Annotated in this window: 18 protein-coding genes; 16 read left to right on the top strand and 2 right to left on the bottom strand. The window is 29.1% G+C overall.

The features are described 5' to 3' along the window. Nucleotides 1-5 precede the first annotated feature (5 nt). The 6 genes from ACQRC6_RS03055 (at nucleotide 6) to ACQRC6_RS03030 (ending at nucleotide 3468) form a co-directional block, all read left to right on the top strand. Nucleotides 6-734, top strand: a complete 729-nt coding sequence (locus tag ACQRC6_RS03055; RefSeq protein ID WP_427847691.1) for a hypothetical protein — start codon at nucleotides 6-8, stop codon at nucleotides 732-734. Between the two features lie 11 nt (nucleotides 735-745). Next, nucleotides 746-1123: a DUF3139 domain-containing protein gene (locus ACQRC6_RS03050; RefSeq protein WP_427847690.1), complete on the top strand. Its 378-nt coding sequence runs from the start codon at nucleotides 746-748 to the stop codon at nucleotides 1121-1123. Between the two features lie 460 nt (nucleotides 1124-1583). Next, nucleotides 1584-1997, top strand: a complete 414-nt coding sequence (locus ACQRC6_RS03045; RefSeq protein WP_427847689.1) for a hypothetical protein — start codon at nucleotides 1584-1586, stop codon at nucleotides 1995-1997. 313 nt (nucleotides 1998-2310) lie between these two features. Next, nucleotides 2311-2490, top strand: a complete 180-nt coding sequence (locus ACQRC6_RS03040; protein WP_427847688.1) for an amidase domain-containing protein — start codon at nucleotides 2311-2313, stop codon at nucleotides 2488-2490. 17 nt (nucleotides 2491-2507) lie between these two features. After that, nucleotides 2508-2777, top strand: a complete 270-nt coding sequence (locus ACQRC6_RS03035) for an amidase domain-containing protein (protein ID WP_427847687.1) — start codon at nucleotides 2508-2510, stop codon at nucleotides 2775-2777. Then, nucleotides 2761-3468 carry a hypothetical protein gene (locus tag ACQRC6_RS03030; RefSeq protein WP_427847686.1) on the top strand — a complete coding sequence of 236 codons (708 nt, stop codon included), beginning with the start codon at nucleotides 2761-2763 and terminating at the stop codon, nucleotides 3466-3468. Before ACQRC6_RS03035 ends, ACQRC6_RS03030 begins: the two co-directional genes overlap by 17 nt. A 201-nt stretch (nucleotides 3469-3669) precedes the next feature. On the opposite strand, the gene ACQRC6_RS03025 is transcribed toward ACQRC6_RS03030, so the two are convergent. Both ACQRC6_RS03025 and ACQRC6_RS03020 read right to left on the bottom strand, forming a co-directional pair. Beyond that, nucleotides 3670-4125, bottom strand: a complete 456-nt coding sequence (locus ACQRC6_RS03025) for a threonine/serine exporter family protein (protein ID WP_427847685.1) — start codon at nucleotides 4123-4125, stop codon at nucleotides 3670-3672. After that, on the bottom strand, nucleotides 4122-4901 hold the full coding sequence (locus ACQRC6_RS03020) for a threonine/serine ThrE exporter family protein (protein WP_427847684.1): 780 nt from the start codon (nucleotides 4899-4901) through the stop codon (nucleotides 4122-4124). Before ACQRC6_RS03020 ends, ACQRC6_RS03025 begins: the two co-directional genes overlap by 4 nt. Nucleotides 4902-5009: 108 nt before the next feature. On the opposite strand from ACQRC6_RS03020, the gene der reads away from it, so the two are divergent. The 10 genes from der to ACQRC6_RS02970 all read left to right on the top strand — a co-directional run bounded on the left by der (nucleotide 5010) and on the right by ACQRC6_RS02970 (nucleotide 13946). Beyond that, the gene (gene der, locus ACQRC6_RS03015; RefSeq protein WP_427847683.1) at nucleotides 5010-6350 is read left to right on the top strand and encodes a ribosome biogenesis GTPase Der; all 1341 of its coding nucleotides are present in this window, start codon (nucleotides 5010-5012) and stop codon (nucleotides 6348-6350) included. Continuing rightward, on the top strand, nucleotides 6347-6937 hold the full coding sequence (gene plsY / locus ACQRC6_RS03010) for a glycerol-3-phosphate 1-O-acyltransferase PlsY (RefSeq protein WP_293558979.1): 591 nt from the start codon (nucleotides 6347-6349) through the stop codon (nucleotides 6935-6937). Before der ends, plsY begins: the two co-directional genes overlap by 4 nt. Next, nucleotides 6934-7941 (top strand): NAD(P)H-dependent glycerol-3-phosphate dehydrogenase, encoded by a 1008-nt coding sequence (locus ACQRC6_RS03005; RefSeq protein ID WP_427847682.1) that lies wholly within the window; start codon nucleotides 6934-6936, stop codon nucleotides 7939-7941. Before plsY ends, ACQRC6_RS03005 begins: the two co-directional genes overlap by 4 nt. 51 nt (nucleotides 7942-7992) lie before the next feature. Then, the gene (locus ACQRC6_RS03000; protein ID WP_427847681.1) at nucleotides 7993-9240 is read left to right on the top strand and encodes an HlyD family efflux transporter periplasmic adaptor subunit; all 1248 of its coding nucleotides are present in this window, start codon (nucleotides 7993-7995) and stop codon (nucleotides 9238-9240) included. A 9-nt stretch (nucleotides 9241-9249) separates the two neighbouring features. Continuing rightward, a complete protein-coding gene (locus ACQRC6_RS02995; RefSeq protein ID WP_427847680.1) occupies nucleotides 9250-9960 on the top strand; it encodes a YggS family pyridoxal phosphate-dependent enzyme in 711 nt (236 codons plus the stop codon). A 9-nt stretch (nucleotides 9961-9969) separates the two neighbouring features. Further along, complete coding sequence (locus ACQRC6_RS02990; protein WP_293558971.1) at nucleotides 9970-10419, top strand: cell division protein SepF; 450 nt, start codon at nucleotides 9970-9972, stop codon at nucleotides 10417-10419. Between the two features lie 89 nt (nucleotides 10420-10508). Next, nucleotides 10509-11195: an RNA-binding protein gene (locus ACQRC6_RS02985; protein ID WP_427847679.1), complete on the top strand. Its 687-nt coding sequence runs from the start codon at nucleotides 10509-10511 to the stop codon at nucleotides 11193-11195. Nucleotides 11196-11206: 11 nt separating this feature from the next. Further along, nucleotides 11207-11662: a signal peptidase II gene (lspA, locus tag ACQRC6_RS02980; RefSeq protein ID WP_293557435.1), complete on the top strand. Its 456-nt coding sequence runs from the start codon at nucleotides 11207-11209 to the stop codon at nucleotides 11660-11662. Between the two features lie 3 nt (nucleotides 11663-11665). Beyond that, nucleotides 11666-12568 (top strand): RluA family pseudouridine synthase, encoded by a 903-nt coding sequence (locus ACQRC6_RS02975; RefSeq protein WP_427847678.1) that lies wholly within the window; start codon nucleotides 11666-11668, stop codon nucleotides 12566-12568. Nucleotide 12569: 1 nt separating this feature from the next. Further along, nucleotides 12570-13946, top strand: a complete 1377-nt coding sequence (locus ACQRC6_RS02970) for an NAD(P)/FAD-dependent oxidoreductase (protein ID WP_293557439.1) — start codon at nucleotides 12570-12572, stop codon at nucleotides 13944-13946. Nucleotides 13947-13955 lie beyond the last annotated feature (9 nt).

Genomic DNA, 13955 nt, shown 5'->3' with positions numbered 1-13955 from the left:
TAATTATGAAAAAGTTTAATAAATTTTGGATGGCTTCGTTAATACTATGTCTGGTGGTTGGAATATTCTTACCTAGTTCAGCATTAGCACAAGAAAATAATCAAGCCAATACTTCGTATACTCAATATGAACAGTATATAAGGGAGGGCATATTAGGAGAAGATGTTAGTTATGACGAGTGGAAAAATCTAGTAGAGTCCTCTCAGAAACTAGAAGATATACTATCTAACTCAACAGATTTTTATGAAGTGTATTCTTCTGATGCCACAATGGCAAGAGCAAGTTTTACACCTAAAAAGGGAGACGTTATAATAACAAATGGGACAAGTTCAGCTGGGATTTTAGGGCATGCTGGGATTGCAACTTCTAGTGGGTATGTTTTCCACATTGCAGGACCAGGATATCATCCAGGATATATTGCTTTTTCTAGCTGGCATAACAACTACACAAATAAAAACAGAAGTTCATGGACAAAAGTATATAGACATAATAGCAGTATGGTAGCTAATGCGGCTGCAAATTGGGCAGTTAATACTTATTCGGGTTCTAATGCAGAATATAAGATAACTGGTAATTTAGCTAGTACAGACGTCACTTATTGTTCTAAATTGGTATGGCAAGCGTATTATTATGGTCCATCATCCCATCAAGTTAACGGTCCAACAATAGGATACAGGTTACCATATGATTTACCAGATACAATACACAGTTTAAGCTACAAGCACACTTACTAGGACTTAGTATTATGATAAAGAAAAAAAAGATGATATTACTAGTAGTAGTTATAATCATACTTGGTACAGCTATATACCAATATCCATTGCAAAAAAAATTAGCACAAAGAAGCTTCGAAAATTATATAACTAAACAAGGAATAGCTATCGATAATATTTCTAGTAAAAGATTTATTAAAGACTGGAAACAGGGAGGATACTTGGTAGTTGTAACTTTTAATGATGATATAAACAATAAATATTATTATCATTATGATGTGTGGACGCATAAAAAAGGCGAATCATTGAAATTTAATAGAATGACATTAACTATTATCGATGAAAAAAATTCTCTTACATTAGAATATCCTTGGGATGGTAAGTGCAAGTATCCTCCTATTGAAGAGTGATGAAGATGTGGATGAGTAAGCAAAGACTGATAAGGATAGAAAGGGTATATTCTTGAAGCTTCATTAAAAAACTAGACTGAATGATGTTGAAAAATACGGATAATGTAACAAATCATGAATAAAATAGATACGGGAAAAACAATTCCAAGTCCAAAAACTGTTAACGAGATTTCAAATGCGCTTGGCGTTTGTACATTTTAAGTATTTGATTTAGATGTACAAGGAATATTTATGTGTCCAAATTGTAGTGGATAACTGTGTGTTAAGATTTGTGCTTCAAATATATGAAAGTGGTTTAAACTTTATGAATTATAGTAATCCTCAGAGGTATAAGAACGGTTATTAGTTTAGATGCTATATTCTATAATATAGCAAGAAACAGTAGTTGGAAAAATAGAATTTATTTGATTTTAATGTCAAATATATTGAGGTTAAGCAAAATTAAATGAGGAGGTAAGAAATGAAGAGAAGATTTACTCTATTAATAGCCATGGTGATGTTGTTAACAGCAATGGCAACAAATGTATTTGCTTCATCAGCAAATAATAACTCAAAAGTCAGCCCTAAAGAATGGCAAGAATGGTTTAATGGTCTAAGTAAAGAGGAACAATTAAGTGTAAACTATGAGCCAGCACAATCACAACAATCACTTAGATTTTCGGATGAAGATATGGAGTGGTTAAACTGGTATAATTCTCTTTCTAAAGAAGAACAATTAGCCGTAAACTATGTTCCAAGTCAAATTTTAAAAGTGTTCAGTGATAATGAAGTTTCAAAAGTTAACATTGACGACTTAAAACTAATATGGAGTAATATTAACAGTTGCAATAAATTTTTTAGATGGAGATTTAAAATCAAGCTTAGAATATTTTAACTCTATCGTAATCAATAAGGAAACAGGATTAATAATTGCAGCTACAACAAATGATTTATCAGCTGGAACACTATTAAATAATCAGGTTATTCGTTCTACAAATGATTTAATAGAATTAAAAAATTATGAATATAAAAATTCTTTAACTAGAAGTTACAAAAAAAATAATAGCTATGATTTTGAGAATAGTATTAAAAAATTTGAAAAATATGTTGAAGAGATAAATAATGAGCAATTAGCTTATACTGAACAAACAAAAATAGTTTTGAGAAGAACAAGATACAGTAGTTTTTCAAGTGCTCAAAGAAAGACAATGAGAACATATCAGGACGATTGGTTTGAAGGATTCAACCCTAATTATGCAAACTTTGAAGGTTATGGCGAGGATTGTACAAATTATGCTTCACAAGTACTTTATTCAGGTTGCAAGACAATGTATGCGAAAAGAGGCTCAAGAATAGCTGGTTCAAATTATTGGTTTTATAGAAGCTAAAGAGATAGAAGTAGCTCTTGGACAGTGTTAATGAACTAAGGTCTTTCTTATTAAATAATAGCACAAAGGGTCCGTCTGGTAGTATATCAAGTACTTTTGGAGCTTTAGAATCAGGAGATATAATACAACTTGGAAGCAATGGAAACTTTTATCATTTTATAGTAGTTTATAACAAAGGTGGAGATCCAACTGTAACAGCACATACTGATAAATATTCAGGTTATTACTCATCAAGATATGGTGGTTCTCCTAATTCAAAAATCCATATAGATGGATATTATTATTGAACTGGTTTATGGCATGAAAATCTTAAAAGATAGCAAAAGGAAGTTAGTTTTTATCCTATTGATCTTTGTGATTGCTATTGTTTCTATTACTGCTTGCACAAATAAACCTGAAAAAGAAATCGAAAATGATTCTTATAAATTTGAACAAGATTCATCTCTCTCAAAATTTATAAATCCAAATATACAGAAAGAAGTTCTTGAATCAGATATTGGAGTAGTTGCACCAAAGTTAGCTTTTGCGAGTGATAATTATGCTGGCATTCTTAATTATAACGGACTTTTGATATATAACATAAATGACAAAAAATTAAGCTCAGCGATAGATATTAAAGGTCTGGGATTTGATCAAATTCAAGGCGATAAAGCAATTGATATATCATCAAATAATGAGTATTTAATCTTAAGCAAGTTTGGAGAAAAAAAGGGATATATCTATTCGTTTGAAGATAAATATTTATCTAAAACTGATGATATTTCAAAAATTGAATCTAAAAGGGCAAAATATCCAAATTTTGATGAAATCAACACAGTTAAATTAAAAATTGGAGAAAAAGATAAAGAAATTGATGTAATTAAAACAGAAAATCGATATGTAATTTTGATACTCGATTACAATAATTTAAAAAACTCAGACTTTCTTGAGGTTGATAAAAACTATGATATAGTTTCAAAGTTTAAATTATATAAATAGAATTCATTATAACGAGTAAAATAACTAAAATAAGAAACATATAAAGTAAAAAGCGATTAACATCAAAAAATCTTAGTCGCTTTTTTATAAAATCAGAAAAAAACAAAATGGATACCGCCTACAAAATATAGGTTAGCATCCACTATAACTAATTAATTAAATATTGTGTCCAGTTTTATGGGTACACATCATAAATCAAAATCATTGCCTTTTTTTATTTTTCATGCTTTTTATTACTTCTCTTATTATTCTAACTAAACCTTGAGATAAAACTATACCAAGAGCAAGTGCAGAAGTAGTTAAAGTTGTTTTAATAACCTGCTCGCGCATCAATACATAATTAGATTCAATAAAGTAATACATAATATAGTACATTCCAGCACCAGGTACTAGAGGTATAAGACATGGTAAAGTAAAAACTGTGGCAGGCTTTTTAAAATGTATTGCAAAAGTTTCAGAAAATATACCAATTAAAAATGATGAAATTAAAAAGGAAATTATATAATTCCCACTAAAATCAAATAATAATTCATAGATAACCCATATAAAGCCACTAAGAGCTGAAGTGACAAGTCTAACCTTTTTTGGAAGTTTAAAATAAATTGTAAAGCCATATGTTGCAAGCATTGATAAAAAAAATTGAATCAGTATCTTCATATTATAAACCTCATAATTTTTAATCCAACTCCTACACCAAAGGCAATAGCAAGTGCAATAAAAAAGGCTTTAATCATAGTTATAGCACCCGTAATAAATTCTCCACTCATAATATCTCGAACTGAATTTGTTATTGCAACACCAGGTACAAGAAGCATTATAACACCGATAATAATATTATCAATATTTGAACCAAAGCCAAAATACGTAAATATAATGGCAAGAACTGATGTGATAAAAGCGCAGATAATATTATTTATAAAGAAAGAAAGTTTAAAATAGCTTAATTTTTCAAGAACCACTGAAATAAAAATTCCAATAATAAAACTTGCAAAAAAGTCTTTTATACTTCCTCCAAATAAAACTGAGAAGAAAGAAGATGCTATTCCACCAGAAATATAAATCTTCAATGGATTTTCTTCTGTTCCATCAATGTGAAAAAGTATGTCATAAGCCTCTTTAATTGAGAGATCTTTTGAAACAAATTCCCTTGAAAAAGAATTTACAGCATCAATTTTATATAAATTTGTGTCGGAAATAGTAATTTTTCTGAAATTGCTAAGAGTTTCACCTTCAAACTCCATAGAAATAAAAATTGCAGAGGGAAGAGCATAGGCAGATACATTAGAAATGTTTGAAACAGATTTACAAATTCTTTCAATAGTATCTTCAGCTCTATAACTTTCTGCTCCATTTTGAATTAACAGTGCACCTGTGAATAATGAAAGATTCATTAAATCCTTTGCATCTTTTATATTATTTAATACTTTTGCCATTATATCACCACATAAATTATACTATGGAGATTTTTTATTCTCAATTGTAAATACTAAATTGAATCTAATAATTTAATTTGTTATAATCAATAAGATAGGGGTGATTATATGGAAATGCCCATAGTTTCAATAATTGGCAGACCAAATGTCGGTAAATCTACTTTATTTAATAAAATAGTAGGAAGAAAAATTTCAATAACAGAGGATACTCCAGGTGTAACTAGAGATAGAATTTACCAACCTGCATCATGGCTTAATTATAAATTTTTACTTGTTGATACTGGAGGACTTGATTTAAAAGATGAAGACATTTTTATGTCTAATATAAAGGCACAAATCGATATGGCATTAGAAACTTCTGATGTCGTAATATTTTTAGTAGATGGTGCTGAAGGATTGAATCCAACAGATAGAGAAATTTCAAATTTTTTGAGGAAAAACAAGACTAAAGTAGTTTTAGCGGTAAATAAATATGATTCAAAAATCACAAAAGAAAATATTTTTGATTTTTATGAATTAGGTTTAGGTGAACCCATTGGCATAAGTGCAGAACAAGGCATAGGTGTAGGTGATTTACTTGATGAAGTTGTAAGCGATCTTAAACCAATAAATGATATGGAAGACGATGATAATATCAGAGTAACTTTAATTGGAAAGCCAAATGTTGGTAAATCTTCGCTTTTAAATTATTTAACTGGAGAAAATCGATCAATAGTTACAAATATTCCAGGAACTACTAGAGATTCAATTGACTCTTTAATTAAATATAAGGACAATGAATATATTTTTGTAGATACTGCTGGGCTTAGAAAAAAGAAAAAAATAATTCCAGGAGTTGAAAGGTATTCTGTTATAAGAACTCTTACTGCAATTGAAAGATCTAATGTATGCGTTCTTATGATTGACGCTCTTGAGGGTGTAACAGAACAGGACTCTAAAATTGTAGGTTATGCTCATGATAATAATAAGGCAATTATTATTGCAGTTAATAAATGGGACGCTCTTGAAAAAGAAACAAAGACTATGAAAAATTTTGAGAAAGATATTAGAAGCAAACTTCCTTTTGTAACTTATGCTCCAATAATATTTATATCTGCAAAAACCGGTCAAAGAGTTAAGGATTTTTTGGATTTAATAGAAGTTGTAAACAACAATTACAATCACAGAATTCAAACAGGAGTACTAAATGATATTTTAAATAGAGCTGTTTTAATGAATCAACCTCCATCTGATAAAGGAAAGAGAGGAAAATTATATTACGGTTCACAAGTAAGTGTCAGACCACCTAAATTTTTGCTTTCTGTAAATGACAAAGAATTATTCCATTTCTCATATCTTAGATATATTGAAAATCAAATTAGAGATAGTTATTCCTTTGCTGGAACTCCAATTATTTTGGAATTAAAAAATAGAATTAGTTCAAGAGCTGACAAAGGACCTAGAAGATGAATTATCTTATAGTTTTAATCCTCTCCTATTTTATAGGAACAATTTCTGGCTCCTATATTATTGGTAAATTATTCTTAGATAAAGATATTAGAAATTACGGTTCTGGAAATGCTGGCACAACTAATGCAATGAGAGTACTTGGAAAAAAAGCAGGAGTTTTGACTTTTGCGATTGATTTTTTAAAGGGAGTGGCTGTAACTTATATTATTGGAAAAATTTTTGGAGTGGATTTTGTTCCGCTAGGAATACTTGGAGCGGTAATAGGACATGATTTTCCATTTTATATGAGTTTTAGAGGTGGAAAAGGCGTTGCAACTACACTGGGCGCACTTGCACTTTTTAATTTTCCACTCACTTTAATATGTTACATTGTATGGGTTCTAGGAACTGTTCTCACAAAAATGGTTTCAGTTGGTTCAATTTTATTTTTCATTTCAATTATCATTGTCTACACTTTTATGTCCCAACTAAGTATTGCAAATATAATTTTGATTATTGTAATTGCTTTAATTGGAATAATAAGACATAAGGAAAATATAAAGAGAATTATAAATGGAAATGAAAATAAAATAGGAGGTAAAAAATGAATATCACACTATGTGGTGGTGGAAGCTGGGGAACTGCTGTTGCAAGGCTTTTGTCAAATAAAGGACATAATGTAAACTTCTATATTAGAAATAAATCTGTAGTAAATGATATAAAAAAAAATAAAGAAAATACAAAATATCTTCCAGGAGCTAAGTTTAATAACGATATAAATCTAACCAATGAATTGTCTAGTGTTCTAGGCAATATTGATGTTTTTGTACTTGCAGTGCCAACTTCAAGTGCTAGAGAAATTCTAGAAAATATTAAGGGGAAGATTCCAAAAAAGACAATTATTGTAAATTTGTCTAAGGGTATTGAACTTGAAACACTAGATAGAATATCAGAGATTTCAGCTGAAGTTTTAAAAGATAATTCATTTGTTGCCCTTTCAGGTCCATCTCATGCCGAAGAAGTTGGAAGGGATATTCCAACAACAGTTGTGGTTTCGTCTACAGATTTGAAGGCAGCGAAAACTATCCAACATGAATTTTCTACTTCAATTTTTAGAATATACACAAATCCTGATTTAATTGGAGTTGAAATGGGAGGAGCTCTTAAAAATATTATAGCACTAGCTGCAGGAATGAATGATGGACTTGGCTATGGTGATAACTCAAAGGCTGCTCTTATGACTCGTGGAATTTATGAAATGAGTAAGCTTGGCATTGCAATGGGTGCAAATCCTCATACATTTAATGGCTTGTCAGGAGTTGGAGATTTAATTGTTACTTGCACAAGTATGCACTCAAGAAATAGGAGAGCTGGAATTTTAATTGGCAAGGGAAAATCCATGGATGAGGCTTGCAAAGAAGTTGGTCAAGTTGTGGAAGGTGTAAAAACTGTAAAGTCTGCTTATAAACTTTCAAAGCTAAAAAACATTGAAATGCCAATAACAAATGCACTTTACCAGGTACTGTATGAAAATTATGATCCAAAAAAAGCTGTATTTGATTTAATGACGAGAAAAAACAAGGACGAAATAGAGCAAATCTTTTTCGAATAATAACATATTGCGGGAGTTTGTGATATAATTATTTGATGAATAGGTGGTTATTTGAATAATTTTTTAAAAAAAAATAAATTTTTTAGGCGAAGGTTAATTGCTCTTTTATTATTTATTATTATCATGATATTTTTTACAAAATTAATAAGAGGCAATCGCACAAATAATTATAAAACAATATTTCCAACTTTGACCACTTTTGAAAAAGACATTGATACAAAAATTTATAATCTATTTGAGGAAAAAACATATTTTTCTATAGGCGATGGCATCGCCGTTTTTCATGCTAGTGAAGGACAAAAAGTTCCAGCGGGTTATGAAGTTGCAAATTTAAATTTGATGGAAGATGTTTCTTCTTTAAAAGATGAGTTAAATAAGGTTAAAGCAGCATTAAAAATTAAAAAGGGGATTGAACCCGTAGAAAAAGAAAACAATCATAGTTTTACAAGAGATCTTCAGGAACAAATTAAGAATAAAAACTATTCTGGAGTTTACTTTGATATTAATTCCTCTGATGAAGCTTCTATAGAAAATATTAACGAGGCAGAGTTAAAAGATTATCTTTCATTATCTGAAGATGCTCTTGTGCTTAAAGAGAAGGATTTAGAAGGGAGGATTTCAAAATATAATTATTCATATGTTACTGAATTTAGTGGCATTGTTTCTTACAAAATAGATGGAAATGAAGATTATTTCAAAATTGATAATCTTGATAAGTTTACTTATAAATATCTAGACAAAAATTATAATTTTAAAAGTTTAGAAATGGAAACTAAAGTAAAGAATGGTGATCCTCTTTTTAAGATTATAAATAATCTTAATTGGAAAGTCGCTTGCACTATAAATAACGTATCACAGATTACAAATTACAACATTGGTGATTCAGTAAAGATTCAAATTCCTGATATAGAAAATTTATATGGCAATGTGGAAAAAATAAATAAGGATAAGGATCATGCAGTTATAATTGTAAGTTTAGATAGATATTTTGAAAATGTGTATTCAAATAGGATTCATGATGGAAAAATTATTGTAAATAAAACTAAGGGATTTGAAATTCCAAAATCCACTTTAATTGATAGAAATAATTTGACGGGAGTATACGTTCAAGAGATAAAGGGTCTTGTTAAATTTGTGCCAGTTGAAATAGTTAATGAAAATAGCGACAATGTATTTATTAATAAGGGCAACAAACAATCGGTGATTAATATTGGAGATAAGAGTTATAAAACTGTAACTGTAAATGATGCCATTGTATTGAGTCCAAAAACTGTGGATGAGTCAAGGATATTAAATTGAGGTGATATTTTGAATTTAGAAGAAAATTTAAAAAAACTTTATGAAGACATTGAGCTTGCAAAAGATCATTCTAACTTTAGAAGGGATGTCAAGCTAATTGCTGTTTCAAAGACACATCCTGTTGAAATGATAAAGGAATTTAATAAACTTGGTGTCATAGATTTTGGCGAAAATAAAGTTCAAGAGCTTGTTTCAAAAATTGAAGATAAAGAAATTGAAAATAAATTAAAAAATAATAAAATAAATTTTCATTTAATTGGCAATTTACAGACTAATAAAGTAAAATATATTTATGACAAAGTAGAATTAATTCAGTCTCTTGACAGAATAAAATTAGCTCAAGAAATCGATAAAAGAGCAGCAAGGGATAATATAAAAGTAAATTGTCTTGTTCAAATAAATATTGGCAATGAAGAAACAAAATCTGGCATAAAATATAAGAATACTGAAGATTTTATTTATGAACTTTTAGATTATAAAAATATAAATATTAAAGGTCTTATGGCAATTGCACCCAATAGTCCTGATGAGATTTTTCTAAGAAAATTATTTGAAAAAATGAATAATATGTTTGAAAATATTTCGTCAAAAAGATACGAAGGTGTTGAAATGAAATATTTATCAATGGGTATGAGCCATGATTTTAAATTGGCAATAGAAGAAGGATCCAATATGATTAGGGTTGGTTCTAAATTATTTGGAAATAGAAATTATAATTAGGAGGATATTATGGCAGAAAAAACAATGGACAAATTAAAGAAAATTTTCGGTTTTGCAGATGAATATGAATACGAAGATTTTGACGATGAGTTTGAAAATGATGTTAAGGAAAATGAAGTGGCTGAACCTACTTATACAACAAAGAGTATTACTCATTCTAAAGCTAAACCTAGAGTATCATCAAATGGTATGGTAATTACAGTCCACGAACCACTTTCTTATGATGAATCACCACTTATTGTTGATGATTTAAGAGATTTCAAAGCAGTTGTTTTAAATTTTGAACAACTTGATGTTGATGTTAAAAGACAAATTTTCGATTTCGTAAGTGGAGCTCTTTATGCAGTTGATGGCAAGATGCAAAAAGTTAATAAAGATATTTTTATCTTAGCACCAAACAATGTTGAAATTGATGGATTAAAAGAGCAACTTAAAAACAATGGAATGTTTCCTTGGTAAAATTAAATAGAATAGATTTAATTAATCATATAAACAGACCTGAGGAAAGGACTGCTATAAGGAAAGTTATTGATAAGATGGAGCATGTAATGAATAGTTATATAACTACATCTACTGACTTTTTAAATCCTCATGAGATTAATTTATCTATTTCCATTTTAAATAGGTTTAAAAATGAGATTTCCTATGAAGTTTTTGGGGGATATGAAGACAGTGAATCTAATATCATATATATTTATCCAAGTTTTAAATATAAAAATGATGCAGAGGATATTGTCTTATTCAAATTTGAATCTAATGAAAAAATTAAACATAGCGATGTGCTTGGATCAATTTTGGGTTTGAGCATAGACAGACGAAAAATAGGTGATATTTTAATTGGAGAAAAATTCACTTATTTTTTTGTTAAAAGAGAAATTGCAAACTTCATAGAAATAAATCTCACAAAAATTTCCAAACATAATGTTATTCTTAGTCGTGAAGAAAAAGCTCTAGATCTTCCTAAAAAAGAATTTGATTATAAAAAAATTATTGTATCATCTTTTAGACTTGACAATTTAATTTCAAAAGTTTTTAATTTATCAAGGTCAAAGGTAAAAAACATGATAAATAATGAACTTGTGAAAGTCAACTTTTCTGTTGAAACTAGATCTCATTTTGAATTAGATTTAGGCGACTTAGTTTCATTAAGAAAGTACGGGAGATTTAAAATTTATGATGTAGAGGGAAATACCAGAAAAGGAAATTTTGTAGTTATAGTGAGATTAAACAAATAAGGGAGATTATTATGTTTGTTGCTATTTTTAGCATTATTTTAATAATTATAGATCAATTCACAAAATATTTGGTAGTTACTAATATTGCAAACGAAAATCCAATTGTATTAATAGATGATTTTTTGAGGCTATACTATATAGAAAATAGAGGTGCAGCCTTTGGAATTTTGCAAGGATTTAGATTTTTATTTGCAATAATTACAATTGTAGTTTTACTAGTTTTAATAATATTTTTGGTTAAAAATTACAATAAGGTGCCTTTTATTTATTTATTAAGTTTCAGTCTTCTTATTGGTGGAACTATTGGAAATTTTATTGATAGAATTAGACTTCATTATGTCGTTGATTTTATTAGCATGAAGTTCTTTGGACATGATTTTGCAATTTTTAATTTTGCCGATATGTTTATTGTTATTGGGACAATTTTAATTTCTATTGGAATAGTTCTTCACGACAATAAAAGGTGATGTATGTATAAAAATACTTTTGTAATAAATTCAGAGGCTGTTGACACTAGACTTGATAAATTTTTAGATAAAAAGCTTGAAATAAATAGATCTCAGATAAAAAAGTATATTAAATCAGGTAATATAATATTAAATGGGAAAATTGTAAAAGCTGGGTATAGTTTAAAAAAGGGCGATATAGTTACAGTATCTTATGAAAATGAGAAGCAACTTCTCCCAGAGAAAATTGATTTTAAAGTTTTATATGAGGATGATTATCTCGCTGTAATATCAAAGCCACAGGATTTAGTTGTGCATCCTGGAGCTGGGAATATTAGTGGTACTCTCGTAAATGGTTTACTATATAGATTTAAAGATTTATCTAATCCGATAGATGAGGAAAGACCGGGAATTGTACATAGGCTTGATAAAGATACATCTGGTCTTATGATTATTGCAAAAAAAGACGAAGCCTACTACAAACTCATAGAAATGTTTAAAAATCACAAAATTGAAAAACATTATTTGGCAATAGTCCACGGATTTATCGATGAAGATTTTAAAGTTGATGCATCCATTGGACGAGATCCTAATAATAGAATAAAAATGAAAGTAATTGAAGAAAACTCTAAGCCTTCTTCTACAAGTTTTCATGTTTTAAAAAATTTTGATAAATTTACTTTGCTTGATGTTCTACTGCATACTGGAAGAACGCACCAAATTAGAGTACATTTATCATATGTAAATCATCCAGTTGTAGGGGATGAAACTTACGGTATAAAAAATAAATATAAAGTTAATAGACAACTTTTACATGCTTATAAACTTAAATTTATTCACCCAATAACAGGTGAAGTTATTGAAATTATAGATGAATTTCCAAAAAGATTCACTGATTTTATGAGTATTTTTAGCGAGGAGAAATAATTTGAATAAGTACGATGTGATAATTGTTGGAGCAGGTGCCAGTGGTGTCTTCGCTTCCTATGAATTTAAAAAATTAAATTCAGATTTAAAAGTTTTAGTAATTGATAAGGGAAATACAATTTATAAAAGACAATGTCCAATAAAAACAGGTAAAGTTGAAAATTGTATTGGATGTAAACCTTGTAACATCATGAATGGATACGGTGGTGCAGGAACTTTATCTGATGGAAAATATAATATAACTACGAATTTTGGCGGACAAATGCATGATTATATTGGAAAAGATGAGTCAATTGAATTAATGGAGTATGTGGATTCTGTTCTTTGTAAGTTTGACGGTGGAAATTCTAAACTTTATGAAACAACTGCTTCAAATTTAAAGACTCTTGCACTAAAGCATGATCTTCATTTACTAGATGCTAAAGTCAGACATTTTGGAACTGATAGAAATGTAAAGATTTTAGAAAAGATTTTTGAGTGGACAAAGGATACTATTGACATGATTTTTAATACAACCATTGTCGATGTTGAAAAAAATGATGAATTTAAACTAACAACTGATAAGGGTGAAATATTTTATTGCAATAAATTAGTTCTTGCTTCAGGAAGAAGTGGGTCAAAATGGATTTCACAAATTTGTAAGAAGTTTAATATTAATTTATTTTCAAATCAAGTGGATATTGGGGTTAGAGTTGAACTTCCCGCTGAAGTTTTTAAGCATATAACAGACGCTGTATATGAATCAAAAATAGTTTATCAAACTAAAGCTTACAATGACCTTGTGAGGACTTTTTGCATGAATCCTTATGGACAAGTAGTAGCGGAAAACACTAATGGAATTATAACTGTAAATGGACATTCCTATGCGGATCCAAAACTTCAATCTGATAATACAAATTTTGCTCTGTTAGTTAGCAATACATTTACAGAACCTTTCAAAGATTCAAATGAATATGGTGAATCCATAGCAAAGCTTAGCAATATGTTAGGTGGTGGAGTTCTTTTACAAAGATTTGGAGATCTTGTTAAGGGAAGAAGATCTGATACAAGAAGAATGCTTAAATGTTTTACAGAGCCTACTTTAAAAGCAACACCAGGAGATTTATCTCTTGTAATTCCAAAAAGACAATTGGATTCAATTATTGAAATGATATATGCACTTGATAAAATTGCACCAGGGACTGCAAATGACGACACTCTTTTATATGGAGTTGAGGTTAAATTTTATAATTCAAGAGTAGAAACTAACTCAAATTTTGAAACTTCAGTAGAAGGTCTCTTTGTCGTAGGCGATGGTGGAGGTGCAACTCATTCACTTTCTCAAGCTTCTGCTTGTGGTGTATATGTTGCGAGATATTTAAATAGTATTTTAGGCTAAGAGTATGTA

It is taken from the genome of Peptoniphilus sp. SGI.035 (genome assembly GCF_050315115.1).
Lineage (GTDB): Bacteria > Bacillota > Clostridia > Tissierellales > Peptoniphilaceae > Peptoniphilus_A.
Note: the sequence above shows the minus strand (reverse complement) of the source record. Positions and strands in the feature narration are given on the sequence as shown.

Bases quoted from the DNA above. Each gene is read 5' to 3' on its own strand.
- ACQRC6_RS03055 (WP_427847691.1), top strand. From the start codon at position 6: ATGAAAAAGTTTAATAAATTTTGGATGGCTTCGTTAATACTATGTCTG.
- ACQRC6_RS03050 (WP_427847690.1), top strand. From the start codon at position 746: ATGATAAAGAAAAAAAAGATGATATTACTAGTAGTAGTTATAATCATA.
- ACQRC6_RS03045 (WP_427847689.1), top strand. From the start codon at position 1,584: ATGAAGAGAAGATTTACTCTATTAATAGCCATGGTGATGTTGTTAACA.
- ACQRC6_RS03040 (WP_427847688.1), top strand. From the start codon at position 2,311: ATGAGAACATATCAGGACGATTGGTTTGAAGGATTCAACCCTAATTAT.
- ACQRC6_RS03030 (WP_427847686.1), top strand. From the start codon at position 2,761: ATGGATATTATTATTGAACTGGTTTATGGCATGAAAATCTTAAAAGAT.
- ACQRC6_RS03025 (WP_427847685.1), bottom strand. From the start codon at position 4,125: ATGAAGATACTGATTCAATTTTTTTTATCAATGCTTGCAACATATGGC.
- ACQRC6_RS03020 (WP_427847684.1), bottom strand. From the start codon at position 4,901: ATGGCAAAAGTATTAAATAATATAAAAGATGCAAAGGATTTAATGAAT.
- der (WP_427847683.1), top strand. From the start codon at position 5,010: ATGGAAATGCCCATAGTTTCAATAATTGGCAGACCAAATGTCGGTAAA.
- plsY (WP_293558979.1), top strand. From the start codon at position 6,347: ATGAATTATCTTATAGTTTTAATCCTCTCCTATTTTATAGGAACAATT.
- ACQRC6_RS03005 (WP_427847682.1), top strand. From the start codon at position 6,934: ATGAATATCACACTATGTGGTGGTGGAAGCTGGGGAACTGCTGTTGCA.
- ACQRC6_RS02990 (WP_293558971.1), top strand. From the start codon at position 9,970: ATGGCAGAAAAAACAATGGACAAATTAAAGAAAATTTTCGGTTTTGCA.
- ACQRC6_RS02985 (WP_427847679.1), top strand. From the start codon at position 10,509: ATGAATAGTTATATAACTACATCTACTGACTTTTTAAATCCTCATGAG.
- lspA (WP_293557435.1), top strand. From the start codon at position 11,207: ATGTTTGTTGCTATTTTTAGCATTATTTTAATAATTATAGATCAATTC.
- ACQRC6_RS02975 (WP_427847678.1), top strand. From the start codon at position 11,666: ATGTATAAAAATACTTTTGTAATAAATTCAGAGGCTGTTGACACTAGA.